This window comes from Aeromonas sp. Lyrl_2, assembly GCF_051948815.1.
Classification (GTDB): Bacteria; Pseudomonadota; Gammaproteobacteria; order Enterobacterales; family Aeromonadaceae; genus Aeromonas; species Aeromonas veronii.
Map to the genome: position 1 here is coordinate 17555 of NZ_JAYJLJ010000002.1, position 14780 is coordinate 32334.

Annotated in this window: 13 protein-coding genes; 7 read left to right on the plus strand and 6 right to left on the minus strand. The window is 60.1% G+C overall.

Translation table 11 applies throughout. The annotated features are described in order from the left end of the window. Positions 1 to 11: 11 nt before the first annotated feature. Positions 12 to 1178, plus strand: a complete 1167-nt coding sequence (gene zipA, locus VF684_RS01835; RefSeq protein ID WP_201914182.1) for a cell division protein ZipA — start codon at positions 12 to 14, stop codon at positions 1176 to 1178. Positions 1179 to 1277: 99 nt separating this feature from the next. Beyond that, complete coding sequence (gene ligA, locus VF684_RS01840) at positions 1278 to 3284, plus strand: NAD-dependent DNA ligase LigA (RefSeq protein WP_201914180.1); 2007 nt, start codon at positions 1278 to 1280, stop codon at positions 3282 to 3284. A gap of 81 nt (positions 3285 to 3365) precedes the next feature. Here the strand turns inward: ligA and VF684_RS01845 are convergent, their stop codons facing one another. Then, entirely contained in the window at positions 3366 to 4340 is a 975-nt protein-coding gene (locus VF684_RS01845) for an ABC transporter substrate-binding protein (protein ID WP_201914172.1), read from the minus strand. 443 nt (positions 4341 to 4783) lie between these two features. Here VF684_RS01845 and nrdD point away from each other — a divergent pair, with 443 nt between their 5' ends. The 4 genes from nrdD (at position 4784) to VF684_RS01865 (ending at position 8315) form a co-directional block, all read left to right on the plus strand. Then, positions 4784 to 6901, plus strand: coding sequence for an anaerobic ribonucleoside-triphosphate reductase (gene nrdD, locus VF684_RS01850; RefSeq protein ID WP_201914169.1), 2118 nt, complete (start codon positions 4784 to 4786; stop codon positions 6899 to 6901). A 100-nt stretch (positions 6902 to 7001) separates the two neighbouring features. After that, entirely contained in the window at positions 7002 to 7511 is a 510-nt protein-coding gene (gene nrdG, locus VF684_RS01855) for an anaerobic ribonucleoside-triphosphate reductase-activating protein (RefSeq protein WP_376898816.1), read from the plus strand. Between the two features lie 64 nt (positions 7512 to 7575). Next, positions 7576 to 7746, plus strand: coding sequence for a YqaE/Pmp3 family membrane protein (locus VF684_RS01860; RefSeq protein ID WP_005338440.1), 171 nt, complete (start codon positions 7576 to 7578; stop codon positions 7744 to 7746). 176 nt (positions 7747 to 7922) lie between these two features. Next, positions 7923 to 8315, plus strand: a complete 393-nt coding sequence (locus VF684_RS01865; protein WP_139441803.1) for a TonB family protein — start codon at positions 7923 to 7925, stop codon at positions 8313 to 8315. A gap of 56 nt (positions 8316 to 8371) precedes the next feature. On the opposite strand, the gene VF684_RS01870 is transcribed toward VF684_RS01865, so the two are convergent. From VF684_RS01870 to VF684_RS01890, 5 genes are all read right to left on the minus strand, one after another. Next, on the minus strand, positions 8372 to 8728 hold the full coding sequence (locus VF684_RS01870; protein ID WP_042058536.1) for an MliC family protein: 357 nt from the start codon (positions 8726 to 8728) through the stop codon (positions 8372 to 8374). 142 nt (positions 8729 to 8870) lie between these two features. Continuing rightward, positions 8871 to 9635, minus strand: a complete 765-nt coding sequence (locus tag VF684_RS01875; protein WP_376898813.1) for a substrate-binding periplasmic protein — start codon at positions 9633 to 9635, stop codon at positions 8871 to 8873. A gap of 173 nt (positions 9636 to 9808) precedes the next feature. After that, entirely contained in the window at positions 9809 to 10906 is a 1098-nt protein-coding gene (locus VF684_RS01880; RefSeq protein WP_204797096.1) for a DUF2955 domain-containing protein, read from the minus strand. Further along, the gene (locus VF684_RS01885; RefSeq protein WP_040066685.1) at positions 10896 to 11951 is read right to left on the minus strand and encodes an HlyD family secretion protein; all 1056 of its coding nucleotides are present in this window, start codon (positions 11949 to 11951) and stop codon (positions 10896 to 10898) included. Before VF684_RS01885 ends, VF684_RS01880 begins: the two co-directional genes overlap by 11 nt. 1 nt (position 11952) lies before the next feature. Beyond that, entirely contained in the window at positions 11953 to 12465 is a 513-nt protein-coding gene (locus VF684_RS01890) for a MarR family transcriptional regulator (protein WP_257699354.1), read from the minus strand. A gap of 977 nt (positions 12466 to 13442) precedes the next feature. Here VF684_RS01890 and VF684_RS01895 point away from each other — a divergent pair. Then, the gene (locus VF684_RS01895; protein ID WP_201990792.1) at positions 13443 to 14759 is read left to right on the plus strand and encodes a 2-hydroxycarboxylate transporter family protein; all 1317 of its coding nucleotides are present in this window, start codon (positions 13443 to 13445) and stop codon (positions 14757 to 14759) included. Positions 14760 to 14780: the final 21 nt, after the last annotated feature.

The window sequence follows — 14780 nt, forward strand, 5'->3', positions numbered from 1 at the left end:
AGAAGCAGCTAATGCAGGAATTGCGTTACATCTTGGTTGCCCTGGGCGGTATTGCTATTGCGGCATTGCTCATTCACGGGTTGTGGAGCAACAAAAAGAATCGTCAGGCACCGATCAAAGAGAAACCGATTGGACGGATGGACTCCAAGTCGCGGGATCGTGATAACGACGCCTTCGACAGCGATGGCATCGGCCAGGTACGTGTGGTCAGTGGTGGCCGTCGTGCCGAGCCCAAGCTGCGCAGTGAAGAGAGCCGCCAGCCGGAACTCGGTCGTCGCCCTGCCGTCCCCGCCTTTGATGATGAAGATGACGAGGACGATCTGCCGCCGCCCGTAGTGCGCAAGCCTGCTGCCCGCCCGGTTCCGCCGCCTCCTGTCTATGAAGAGGAAGCGTTCGACGAACCGCTGCCCGAGGAGATCGACGAGGCGCCCGCCGCGCCGGTGCGCAAACCTGCTCAGGTCAATCGTCGTACCCCGGTCTACCGTTCCCGTCCCCAGCGCGAGCCCATGATGCAGTCGCTGGACGACGAGCCGCTGGTCGAGCCCGCCTACGCGACTGCCCCGACCTTCGGTGCCCGTGCAGAGACAGTCCGTACCGCTGACACCGTGCGTGCCGAGCCGGTGCGAGCTCCCGAGCCGGAATATCAGCCGCAGCCACGTCATGTGGCTCCCGAGCCTGTTTATGAAGAGCCGGCCTATGTGGCACCGGCTCCTGTGGTGGAAGAGCCGCGCATGGCGCCCCAGCCGGTCGAGAAGATCTGGCAGGATGTCTATGTCATCAACCTGATGGGCCGTCCGGGTCACGACTTGCAAGGTGCAACCCTGCTCTCATCCCTGATGGCGCTGGGGTTCAAGTTTGGCGAGATGGATATTTTCCACCGTCACGAAGATCCCAACGGTAAGGGTGAAGTGCTCTTCTCCATGATCAACATGGTCAAGCCGGGTACCTTCAACCCGTACCGGATGGAACAGTTCACCACGCCGGGTGTCTCCCTCTTCATGCAACTGCCGCTGCGCAGCAATGCCGCGTTTGCCTTCGAGGACATGCTGCAGGCTGCCGATCAGCTGGCCAGCGATCTCGATGCCATGCTGACCGATATGGATCGCAGCCCGCTGAGCGACGAGACCATTGCCCGTTACCGTCACGAGCTGGCTGCCTACGAGGCCAGTCGCGACTAATACGCCATGCGGGTCGAGTGAAGAAAAAGTGCGGTACCCTGGTACCGCATTTTTGTTTCTACCCCGGCCGGATTTTCAATCACACTTCGAGACTTTTTCATGAGCGATATCCTCTCCCGCCACCGTCAATTGTGTGAACTGCTTACCGAATATGGTCACCAGTACTATGTGCTGGATAACCCCACAGTGCCGGATGCCGAATACGACCGTCTGATGCGCGAACTGATCGCGCTGGAGGCTAACCACCCCGAGCTGAAAACCCCGGCTTCCCCCAGCGTGCGGGTCGGCGGTCAGCCGCTGACCGCCTTCAGTCAGGTGCGCCACGAGATCCCCATGCTCAGTCTGGACAACGTCTTTAGCAGCGAAGAGTTGCAGGCGTTCGAACAGCGGATGAGCGATCGCCTCAAGCGTGACGTGCGTTTCACCTTCTGCTGCGAGCCCAAGCTCGACGGCTTGGCGGTGAGCCTGCTCTATGTGGATGGTCAGCTGGTGCAGGCGGCCACCCGGGGCGATGGCGCCACCGGTGAGGAGATTACCGAGAACGTGCGCACCATCAAGGCCATTCCGCTCGCGCTGCGTGGCACTGGCTGGCCAGAGCGGCTGGAGGTGCGTGGCGAAGTCTTTATGCCCAAGGCAGGTTTTGAGGCGATGAACGCCAAGGCACTGGCCGCGGGCGAGAAGGTGTTCGTCAACCCGCGCAACGCCGCCGCCGGCAGCCTGCGTCAACTCGATTCACGCATCACCGCCAGCCGTCCCCTGAGCTTTTACGCCTATGGCGTGGGGGTTGGGGGCGAGCAGTTGGGCGACTCCCACTTCGGTCGTCTCAACCAGCTCAAAGCGTGGGGGCTGCCGCTTAGTCCCGAGGTGAAGCTCAAAGAGGGGGTCGCCGGTTGTCAGGCGTTCCACGACGACATTCTGGCCCGACGTGGCGAGCTCCCTTACGAGATCGACGGTGTGGTCTACAAGGTGGATGCCATCCCCCTGCAAGAGGAGCTCGGCTTTGTGGCCCGCGCCCCGCGCTGGGCGACCGCCCACAAGTTCCCGGCGCAGGAAGAGATGACAGAGCTTGAGAACGTCGAGTTTCAGGTCGGCCGCACCGGCGCCGTGACCCCGGTAGCCAAGCTCAAGCCGGTGTTTGTCGGCGGCGTGACCGTCTCCAACGCCACCTTGCACAACGCCGACGAGATTGAGCGTCTCGGCGTGATGATTGGCGATACCGTGATCGTGCGCCGGGCAGGGGATGTGATCCCGCAGATCGTCGCCGTGGTGGAGGCGCAGCGCCCAAGCGATGCCCGCGCGATCCTCTTCCCGACCGAGTGTCCTGTCTGTGGTTCTGCGGTGGAGCGGCTGGAAGGGGAAGCGGTTGCCCGCTGCTCCGGCGGCCTGTTCTGCGAGGCGCAGCGCAAGGAGGCGATCAAGCACTTCGCCGCCCGTCGCGCCATGGATGTGGACGGCCTTGGCGACAAGATTGTCGAGCAGCTGGTGGACAAGGGGCTGGTGAAGACCCCCGCCGATCTGTTCAGCCTCAATGCCATCCAGCTGGCCGGTCTTGAGCGGATGGGGCAAAAATCGGCCCTCAATCTGGTAGCTGCCATCGATGCGGCGCGCAGCACCACCCTGCCGCGTTTCCTGTTTGCTCTGGGGATCCGCGAAGTGGGGGAGGCGACTGCGCTCAACCTTGCCAACCACTTCCTCACGCTGGAAGCCCTGCGCGCAGCTTCGGTGGAGCAACTGCTCGAAGTGGCCGATGTGGGCGATGTGGTGGCCAAGCATGTCTACTACTTCCTGCGTCAGCCCCACAACGTGGAGGTGCTGGAGGCCATGCTGGCAGCGGGCATCCAGTGGCCGGCCATCGAGAAGAAAGAGGCCGCGGAGCAACCCTTTGCCGGCAAGACCTTCGTGCTGACCGGCACCCTGACCACCTTGTCGCGCAACGACGCCAAGGCGGCGCTGCAGGCGCTGGGGGCCAAGGTGGCGGGTTCGGTATCTGCCAAGACCGATGTGCTGGTCGCGGGGGAAGCGGCCGGTTCCAAGCTGACCAAGGCGCAGGAGCTCGGCATTACCATCTGGACCGAAGAGGAGCTGCAACAGGCGTTGCAGGGCTGATAGCTCTCACCAAGCCTGCTAACCGCAGCACCCGATAAAAGAGAACCCGGCATGGCCGGGTTCTCTTTTTTGTTTCGGCGGTCACTCACGCCAGAGGATCTTGTGGCGCCATTTGTCGGGTACTGTGAGCTGCCAGCGGGCCAGCTCGCTCTTGCTGAAGACATATTCGCCGCGCAGGGCTGCGCGCGGGGAGATGGTTCGGGGCAGGGTGCCCGCCAGTATGGTGTTGATGAGGCTGGCTGCCTGTATCCCCTGATCGTGGCCGTCCAGCACCAGTCCGCCGATGGCCATCCCCTTGCCGACGGTAAATTCCCAGAAACAGAAGAGCGGCACCGGTGTGTTGGCGCTGGTCCACTCCAGCACCGTCTTTTCGCTCACATGCTTGCCATTGTCATCGACCAGCGTGTGGTAGAGGCCGAGGAAGATTGCCTGATAGCCGTTCTTCTTGGCGTTGAGCACCGCCTCCTGCCAGAGGCTGTAATCCCCCATCAGCTGGCTGTTGATCCGGGTCTGACCGACCCGCAGCTCGGTCTGGGTCTTGAATTCATCCTCAATGGCAGTGAGGGCCACATTGCTGGAATCAAACAATACCAGCGCCTTGTCGAGCCCCCCCATCATCTGGCTTATTTCGCTGATGTTGCGCTTGAGCAGGGGGCGCTCCAGCACGCCGGTGATCTTGGGGTGGCCGACAAAGCCTTTGAGGCGCGGATTCTCGTTCATGCCGAGAAATACCACCGGGGTGCCCAGCGAGGAGATCTCGTTGGCCAGATAGTTGATGGCGTTGTCATCCCCCAGTACCACCAGATCCGGTTTGTTCTTCAGATAAAAGGCGATGGCTTGCTGGGCTATTTCGTCGAACTTCTCCCGTGGATGGCGTTTGGTGTCCATATAGAAGTGAGTGATCTTGTGCTCCCCCTGCAAGCCATCTAGCAGCCCTTTGTTGTAGCTTTGGTCCCACAGGTATTCGGGATGGTAGCTGCTGATCACCAGAATGTTGGCGGCCCAGAGCGGCAGAGAGAGGGTGGATAGCAGTAACAATAGCAGGGCGGTGCGCATGGGTTATCCCTTGTCGAGGGGGAGAGAGTTCTTGTTCAGTATGGGCGGTTTTGGTTGGCGCTGTCATCTCGAAACCGGTGCGGTGGGGGGCGATTTTTTCGGGGGGGCGGATCGGACGCCAGCCCGCACCCTGCTTGAGGTTGGATTTGAGTGGAGCTCTTTTTGGTTGGTCGTGAACTGTCCCGCTCGCTGAAAAACCTGTTCTGGATCAAGAAATGAGGCTGCGCTTTGGTGCCTAATAGACACCACATATAGGGACGCATTCGTTTTTAATCCCTATATGTTGTGTTATTAAGCTGTGTATAAGCTGTTCCCCTCCTATCTTCAGCCCAGGCTTGTCAAGCCTCGGCTGAATTTATTTGCGTCCAGGACGAGATGCCGGGAGGGGGGCCCAACAAGGGGGAGCCAGAGGCAAATGCCTGGCCTTTTAACGGGGAAAATTCATGAAACCGGTTGTGATCAAACGTGACGGATGTCGCGCACCATTCAATGCCCAGCTGATTGCAGAGGCGGTCAGCCGAGCGGCGGAAGCGGTCAATCAGGCCAATCCGGCACTCGCCTCCCGCATTGCCAATGCAGTGAGTCAGGAGCTGGAAGGGCGTGGTGAAGTTGATATCCACGAGATCCAGAACCGGGTCGAAAACCACCTGATGGCTTCCGACGACAAGGTCATTGCCCGTGCCTATATCGAATATCGCCACGACAGGGATCAGGCTCGCGAGGCGCGCGGCCGTCTGGCGCAGGAGATCCGCGGTCTGGTCGAGCAGACCAACGCCGCCCTGCTCAACGAGAATGCCAACAAAGACTCCAAGGTGATCCCGACCCAGCGCGACCTGCTGGCCGGTATCGTCGCCAAGCACTATGCCACCAGCCACATGCTGCCCCGTGATGTGGTTCAGGCTCATGAGAGCGGTGATCTGCACTTCCACGATCTCGACTACTCACCTTTCTTCCCGATGTTCAACTGCATGTTGATCGACCTGAAAGGGATGCTGACCCACGGCTTCAAGATGGGCAATGCAGAGATCGATACCCCGAAATCCATCAGCACCGCCACTGCCGTGACCGCCCAGATCATCGCTCAGGTGGCGAGCCACATCTATGGCGGCACCACCATCAACCGCATCGACGAAGTGCTGGCCCCCTATGTGACCATCAGCTGGCAGAAACACCGTGAAGTGGCCGAAGAGTGGGGCATTGCCGATGTGGAAGCCTACGCCATGGCTCGCACCGAGAAAGAGTGCTACGACGCCTTCCAGTCGCTGGAGTACGAGGTCAACACCCTGCACACCGCCAACGGTCAGACGCCGTTCGTCACCTTCGGCTTTGGCTTGGGGGACTGCTGGGAGTCGCGGATGATCCAGCGTGCCATCCTCAGCAACCGTATCGCCGGTCTTGGCAAGAACAAGAAGACCGCCGTGTTCCCGAAACTGGTGTTCGCTATCAAGGATGGCCTCAACCACAAGCAGGGCGATCCCAACTACGACATCAAGCAGCTGGCGCTGGAGTGTGCCTCCAAGCGGATGTATCCGGACATCCTCAACTACGACCAGGTGGTGAAGGTGACCGGCTCCTTCAAGACCCCCATGGGTTGCCGCTCCTTCCTCGGTGCCTACGAGGAGAATGGCGAGCTGATCCACGAAGGTCGCAACAACCTGGGGGTGGTGAGCCTCAACCTGCCGCGCATCGCCCTGAAATCCCGTGATGAAGCGGACTTCTGGGATCGTCTCGATGCCTCCCTGCGGGTCGCCAAGAAGGCGCTGATGTACCGCATCACCCGTCTGGACGGGGTGAAAGCACGGGTTGCGCCGATCCTCTATATGGAAGGGGCTTGCGGCGTGCGACTGAAGGCGGACGACAACGTCAGCGAGATCTTCAAGAACGGTCGTGCCTCCATTTCCCTCGGTTATATCGGGGTTCACGAGACCATCAACGCCCTGTTTGGTGACAAGGTTCACCTGTTTGACAGCGCCGAGCTGCAACAGAAAGCCATCGCCATCATCGCCCGTCTCAGGGCAGCCATTGACGAGTGGAAAGAGGAGACTGGCTACGGCTTCAGCCTCTACTCCACCCCGAGCGAGAACCTCTGCACCCGTTTCTGCCGCATCGACGCCAAGGAGTTTGGCGTGGTATCCGGCGTGACCGACAAGGGTTACTACACCAACAGCTTCCACCTCGATGTGGAGAAGCAGGTCAATCCGTACGACAAGCTGGACTTCGAGGCGCCCTATCCGCCCATCGCTAGTGGTGGCTTCATCTGCTACGGCGAGTACCCCAACATCCAGCACAACCTAGAAGCGCTCGAAAACGTCTGGGATTACAGCTATGACAAGGTGCCCTACTACGGTACCAACACCCCCATCGACGAGTGCTACGACTGCGGCTTTACCGGTGAGTTCGAATGTACCTCCAAGGGCTTCACCTGCCCGCGCTGCGGTAACCATGACCCGGCCAAGGTGTCGGTGACCCGCCGTGTCTGCGGCTACCTCGGCAGCCCGGATGCGCGCCCCTTCAATGCGGGCAAGCAGGAAGAGGTGAAGCGCCGCGTCAAACATATGTAAGCGCACAGGCGATGAAGAGCTGGCCCCTGACTCAAGGGGCCATTTTCATTGGAGGGCGGCAGTTATGCCGCTGTCCCGTGAACGAGGCAGGAAACAAGCGATGCACTACCACCAATACTACCCGGTCGATGTGATCAACGGCCCCGGCACCCGTGCCACCCTGTTTGTCTCGGGCTGCGAGCACCAGTGCCCAGGTTGCTACAACCAGAGCACCTGGCGGCTCGATGGCGGCAAGCCGTTCGATCAGGCGATGAGCGATCGCATCATTAGCGACCTCAACGACAGCCGCATCAAACGGCGAGGTCTGTCGCTCTCCGGCGGCGATCCGCTCCACCCGGCCAACGTGCCCCACGTGCTGGCGCTGGTGAAACGGGTGCGCGCCGAGTGTCCGGGCAAGGATATCTGGTGCTGGACCGGCTACCGGCTCGGCGAGCTGTCAGAGGCCCAGCGTGAGCTGGTGGCCTTGCTGGATGTGCTGGTGGATGGCAAGTATGAAAAGGAGTTGGCAGACCCCGGCCTGCTCTGGCGTGGCAGCAGCAATCAGAAGATCCATGACCTCAACGCCTGGTGTGATGCGGGTGAGCGAATTCCCTGTCTGGTTTGCAGTTGAAGCCCGGGATGTTTATGGTTAGCCCATTCCAATCCTGACGACATTTTTGAAAAGGAGAGCCGAGATGAACAATCTGCTCAAGATCCTGCTTGCCATTTTCCTGCCCCCGGTGTGCGCGTTTATCCAGGTGGGCTTTAGCCTGCACTTTTTAATCAACATCGTGCTGACCCTGATGGGCGGTCTGCCGGGCATGGTCCATGCGCTCTGGCTGGTGGTGAGCGACAAGCGCGGCTGATGCCAGAGGCTGGTTAGTGAGCTTATTGACGATAAAAGGGCCAACCTCTCGGGGTTGGCCCTTTTGTTCATGTTCATACGAATACTTTTTCGTTAGGATGGGTGACTGACCAAGCGGGCCGCGTTGAGCGCCCCGCAGTCCGGCAACAAGCACCGGCAGAGAACAAGGAGCGTTACATGAAGTGGAAAGTCGCAGTATGGTCAGGTCTGGCAGTGACACTGTTGCTGGGGTGCTCATCCCGTCAGGAGGTGGCGCACGAGCGCGCTCCGATCGCTATCCCTCTCGAGCACTTGTCCAGCTACTGGGTTCAGGAGAAGCAGTGGTCATGGCTTGGCAATGACGAGCCGGCCCTGCCGGCCAAACCGGTCAAAGGGTATGTGGAAGTTCGCTATCAAATCGACGCCAGCGGCACGCCGGTCAAGCCGGAAGTGGTGGCGGCCGAGCCTCCCGGCGAGCTGGAGCAGAGCGCGCTGGCGACCCTCTCGCGGATCCGCTACAGCCCGGCAGAGGGCAACCCGGATGCCATTCCGGTCGAGGTGACCAACCGCTTCGAAATCGAGATCAACTGATCCCCCATCAGTTTGATGCCAGAGAAAGAGAGACCCCGGCCAGGCCGGGGTCACGTTTATTGCTGTTTGCAGTCGTTGTAGGCAGTCTGCCACTCGCCATCCTGATCCCGCAGTTCCACAAAGCCCTCATCCCCCTTGTTCCACCAGACGGCCTCATGTTCGTCCGTATAGCGGGCGCCGGAGGCCGAAATGGCCTGGGGCAGGGTGTAATCCTTGCCATCCGGCAGCGACAGCTTGATAAAGCTGAGGCTCTCGTCGGAGAGGGAGAAGTAGCGCACCTGCACCTTCTTGCCTTGCTCGCACTGATAACTGACCGGTTCGCCACCAGTGACTGAGAGGGTATTGCCCTGATTGCAGCCAGCGAGCAGGCCGAGGGCCAGCGCACCAGCGGCCATCATATGTACCTTATTCATGATTACAGCTCCATTGGTGTCATACGGGCGTGAGCCTAACAGGTTGCCGTTATTGTGCAATCTGCACGGCCATTCGGTGCGTCGCTGGCTGTCCGGCATATCGCGTGAGTATGAGGGGGCGCAATCAGGAAGGCATCGTCAATCAGTAGAGGCCAAGTCTGGTTTCAAACTGGCGGATCAGCGTCTCATAGATGCCGTTGTTTTTGATCTTCTGCAGCCCCTGCTCGAACTGTTTGGCCAGCGCTTCCCCTTGCGGGTGGTGGCGGGAGAAGGCGAGCCAGAAGCCATCAGTGGAGAGCTTGCCAACCTTGACCACCTTGCCGGTCAGCTGTTTTTGCTGGATCTTGAGGTAGCCCGGCATGCCGTTCATCAGGACGTAGTCGACCCGGCCACGTACCAGCATCTCGAGGATCTGGGCATCGGATTTGGCCTGAAAGCGAGTGATCCTGGGGTTCTCCATAAAATCGGTAGGGTAGGTGTAGCCGAGGGTGATGCCCACCCGCTTGCCCTCCAGCGAGGTGAGCTTGAGATCCCGTTGCGGGTCGCTGGCAAGGGCGAAGATGGCAAGATCCTCCTCGAACATCGGGGTATCGTGCCAGTGGTACTGGTAGCGGTTCTCTTCGGTGATGGTGGCGTTGAAGCACCCCGCGAGTTTGCCGCTTTTCGCATCGTGCATGCAGCGGGCGAAGGGGAGGGTGCGAAAGACTATCTCGATCCCTTCGGCGGCGAACACCGCCTTGACCAGCTCAGGCGCCAGTCCGTGGGGCTGGTCATCCTCATTGTCCTTGTCGCGCTCGCAGTAGGGGGCCCAGTCATCTTCGGCACCAATGACGAGCGGGGTGGCCCCGAGCGGGCTGGTAGCCAACAGTACCAAACAAACCAGCCATTTTTTTAACAACGGAACCATAGGTACACCTCATCGACAGCAGCCTTACAAGCATAGCCACACTTCTGCGCTGACTTGTAGTGGCAGGAGTATTGGTGAGGGAGGTAAACGAGGGCGAGAAAAAAACGCCCCGGCAGGCGACGGGGCGAAAGAGAGCTCATCCATGGGCTGACAACAGTGCTTACAACAGGAAATCAATAACCGAAGCGGGTCGCCTCGAAGCGGTTGAGCAACCGGTGGACGAGGTAGCAGGCCAGCAGGGTGACCACGATGGCAAACAGTATGCTGCTCACACGGTAGAGGGCGCTGAACACCAGATCGTTGCCCGGGGTGAGGTACTGGCCAAACAGGATGCCGAGGGTGGTGAGGGCGCCAAAGCCGACCCCGGAGCCACCAGCCTCCTTGACGTGGGCATGGCTGAACAGCATGGCGCCGAGCCACAGTAACGGGGCGACAAGCAGCAGTTGCCCTGACCAGTCATAGAGCAGCAGCTGGCCGAGCAAGCCGAAGGTGACACCCAGCAAGGTACCCATCGCCCGTTTGCGGGCATAACTGAGGGCGCCGTTCCAGTGCATGGGGAACAGCACCAGCAGGGTTGTGGCCTGGGCAGACATGGAGTCGCGCAGGTCAAACACCTGAAATACCAGAAACGACAGGGTGGCCACAGTGGCACCCAGCAGGGCTTCATGGCGCATCCGGTGCGGCGCCTTGGGGGCCGAGGCGGGCTTGGGTCTGGCCTCCACATCCGGGATCAGCATGGTCATCAGGTAGGCGATTAGCACCGACAGCACGCTCGCCCAGATATTGTTGAGGATCAGGTCGTTGAGGTCGGTCTGCGGATAGCTGGCAAAGTGCAGCATGATGCTGAGGCTCAGCACCCCGTTGGCCCCGAACAGAAACAGGCTGCCCCGCGACATGGCGGCGAAACGGTAGAGAAACAGCAGAAAGGCGATGGGAGTCATCAGCGCCGGATGGCTGCCAAACAGCCCTCCCAGCAGCCCGACCTCCACCCCACAGACCACCGCCGCCGCGATCAGCTGGCGCGCGGCATGGCCATTCATCACCGGCACCATCCCCAGCAGCAGCACCGGCGTGACCGTATAGAAGACCCCGTAATTCCAGCCAAACAGCTTGCAGAGCAGAAAGCCCGTGGTGCAGCCAAAGGCGATGCGCAGGCACTGGCGCAGCTCGTTGCCGGTGAGGGGCCGATACCAGAGGTGAGTGGCAGCACCACCGACGGGGTGGGCTGGGGCGGTATTGGCCGACGGGTGAGTGGCGTGGTTAGTAGACATAATGGAGCAGGCTGAGCAGGTGGATCTGGCCCCGTGCCAGCATGGCGGTCAGGGCATTGTCTGGCAGCAGTTGTACCGTGGCCCGCGCCCCGGCTGGCAGATGGTCGGGGAGCTGCTCCAGCTCGAGGTGCAGCCGCATCCGCTGGGCATCCCGTACCCAGCGATCCGACTCCACCGGTGCGGCCAGTCGACCATTGGCATCAAACTGACCGGCGCTCACTCCGGCATCCAGGCTGCTTACCCGAGCAGGATAGAGCTGACCCGGCTCGCCATCGAAGGCGACCAGTGCGCGGGTTTGCTCGCCGACATGGCGCAGGCTCTTCTCCCGAAAATCGGCTATGACATCGACCTGTTCCGACACCAGTGCCAGCAGCGGGCTGCCGGCGCTGGCGATACTGCCCGGCTTGAGCTGCAAGTTGGTGATGGTGCCATCCTGATCCGCGTGGACCTGGCTGTAAGAGAGGGCCAGCTGCGCTTGCGCCAGCTTGTTGCGGGCCTGGCGCAGCAACAGATTATCCTCACCGGTCACGCCACGACTGGCCTTGATCTGGGCCAGTTTGGCCTGACTGGCGCGCAGGTTGGCCTGGGCGCTGCGCAGGGCGCTGTCAGCTTCATCTTTTTGTTGCAGCGAAACCATGTGACGTTGGTAGAGCGCATCGATGCGCTCAGCCTCGCGCCACTTCTGGCTGGCCAGGGTCTCCTTGGCGTTGATCTCGGCAACGGCGGCGGTCAGGGCGGCATCCAGTTCACTGTTCTGCTGCTCTGCCTGCGCCAGCGCAAGGCGGGCCTGTTCCACCGCCAGTTCAAAAGGGGCCGGATCCAGCCTGAACAGCAGATCCCCTTTCTTGACCTGCTGGTTGTTGTGAACGGCGACCTCGATCACCTTGCCGCTCACCTGGGGGGCCAGCTTGGTGACCACCCGGGTCGCCATCGCCTGAGGGGTGAGGGGCATCAGCAGGTCGGCTATCAGAAAATAGGCAAACAGGGTGGCAAAGCCCGCCATGGACCATTTGATCCAGCGGGTAAATTGTTGATCCGGGGTCATCTTATTCTCTCTCTGTGTCGCTCTCGGGAGGGCTTGTATCGCCTCCGGCTTGTCGGTCGTGGTGTTGTTCAATTTTGCTGAGGGCGTTGGCCGAGATCCGCTGCACCGTGACTTCAAACAGTTGCAGGGTCAGCTCGTCGATGCCCCCCAGCAGCTCGCGGCGGATATTCATGATGCGGTCGGCGATCTGGTCGAGCAGGGTCTGGCCAGCCGGGGTCACGCAGACGATGCGGGCCCGCTTGTCCTGACTGCAGCAGTGGCGCTCAATCAGACCCTGCTCTTCCAGCTGGCCCAGGGTGCGCATCAGGGAGGGGAGCTCTATCTCGAGGGCTTCGGCCAGGGTCTTCTGGCTGACATGGCTCCCCATGCGGGAGAGTTTCCACAGCGCGGTCCAGCGGGGATGGGTGAGGCCAAGGGGAGCCAGCTCCAGGTCGGCGGCAGTACGCCATAGCCGGTGCATCCGCGCTATCTGCTCGGCGAGCGACAGCTCGCGCAACCTTTCCAGATCCGTCATCTTCTCATCCTCAATGTACTTAGCCTGCTAACTATCATACTTGTTTAGCAGGCTAAGTAAATAGTGTGATGCGGATCATGTTTCTGGTCGGATTTTTCGCTGGTGCGAGTTGGCAGCATTCGAGCCCCTGATATTATTCTCGGGGCTGATCCACTCGAAGCTCTCTTGCCGATTCGGATATTGCACCGTGAATGGAGGATATCCGGTGGTTATTTTCATGAAATTTTCAGCTTCAGCGAGCAGCTCTTTTTTTATCCGCTAATATTGATGGGGTTATAAAACAAGGGGGAAACGGGTTGTGGATAGATATGACAGTGGATGTGTGTATCTGGCAATTGAAACGCTGTTGAGTGATGGAGAATATGGTGCAGAGTCACACCATGGCGTGAATCGGGAAGGCGCTATCAGAAGTACCGATATCAGTCATGATTTTGACCCCGCCAATATTCCATTGCTGTTGGCAGAATAGACCTGACCGTGTGTGTTCCTTGTGAGTTCAAGCCAGCGCTCTGGTATTCGCTGGCTTGACTCATCACTATTTCAATCTCCCCTTCTTGCATCTTTCTCCTCACCATTTTCCATCGTGCGTGCTTCCTGCACGCTGACTCAAACCCTGATGTGGCACTTGCGTTATGGCGATTACATTGCCCGCTGATTATCACTCACAGGAGCTGTGGCGATAAATGGTCGCAGAGCTTGTCATCTGGCTCTGTTATTTCCCCGAAGGGGGGGAGATCATCGCATCGTTATTACTGCTGATCACCCAAATATCCGCCATTGGGCTCGCTCGTTTTATCGCCCAATTTCCTGGTCGAGCAGGGCATCGATGGTCTGGTGTTCTATTGTGCAGCGCACGTTGGCGGCACCATGATGTTTAAGTTTTTAATGTTTTTATATGGCTTTGCAGTCTGGCTAACCGACAGAAGCGAGGGGGATCAATAAAGTAGCGGCCACAATCACACGCAGAGTACATAACAATGAAAAACCTCTCACCCCTACAAACCACACAAGAAAAGGCCGCCTTTATGGGCGGCCAACAAATTGCCGGTATGCCGCTCTTTATATTTCTGGGGCTGGCGACCTGCGTTCTCTTTTCCGGCTGGAATGGCTCGTTGCCGCTGGGCATGGTCGGTGCGCTGGCGCTGATGTTCGTGCTGGGCACCCTGCTGACCGAGCTGGGGGAGCGGATCATGCCGATCCGCGAATACCTGGGGGGCGGCACCATCCTCGCCATCTTTGGCGGCGCCGCCCTGTTCGAATATCAGCTGCTGCCGGTGCAGGCGGGGCAGGTCATCACCCACTTCATGAAGGAGGGGGGCTTTCTCAACTTCTTTATCGCCAGTCTGGTGACCGGTTCGGTGTTCGGCATGAGCGGCGCGCTGCTGAAAAATGCCGCCATGCGCTACCTGCCGGTCATTCTCGGCGGCGTCGCACTGGCGCTGCTGAGCGTGGGGCTGGTCGGCTCCCTGATGGGATATGGCTTCAAGAATGCCGTGCTGCTGATCGGCCTGCCCATCATGGGCGGTGGCATGGGCGCCGGTGCGGTGCCGTTGGTGGAGATCCTCTCCGGCCCGATGCAGATGTCCAGTGCGGATCTATTGTCGCGCATGGTACCGGCGGTGGTGATCGCCAATACCCTGGCCATTCTGGTGGGCTCCCTGCTGGCGCGGCTCGGTCGCCGTTACCCCTCCCTGACTGGCAACGGCAAGCTGATGGTCAAAGAGAATAGCCAGAGCATTGCTGACGAGCAGGCCGAATCGCCGACCCTGCAGAGTCTGGGCATGGGTCTTTTTATCAGTTCCAGCATGTTTGTGCTGGGCTCCCTGCTTGGCAACTTTATCCCCATGCACCCCTTCGCCCTGATGATTTTGGCGGTTGCCTTTATCAAGGTGAGTGGCCTGCTGCCGCGCCGTTATGAGCAGGCGGCAGCCGACTGGTATCAGTTTGTGGTGAGCAACCTGACCCCCTCCCTGCTGGTGGGGATCGGCGTCGCCTATACCAGTATTCCCGAGCTCATCAGCGCCTTCTCCATCAGCTACTTCGTGCTGGTCATGGTCACCGTAATTGGCGGGGCTCTCGGTGCGGCGCTGGTCGGCAAGCTGATCGGCTTCTATCCCATCGAGGCGGCCATCACCGGCGGGCTCTGCATGGCCAACATGGGGGGGACCGGAGATGTGGCCGTGCTCTCGGCGGCCCAGCGCATGAAGCTGATGCCCTTTGCCCAGATCTCCTCTCGCCTTGGCGGCGCCGTGATGCTGATCTTGGCCACCGCCCTTATCTCCCTGCTCGCCTGATACCGGATTGAGGAACAAACA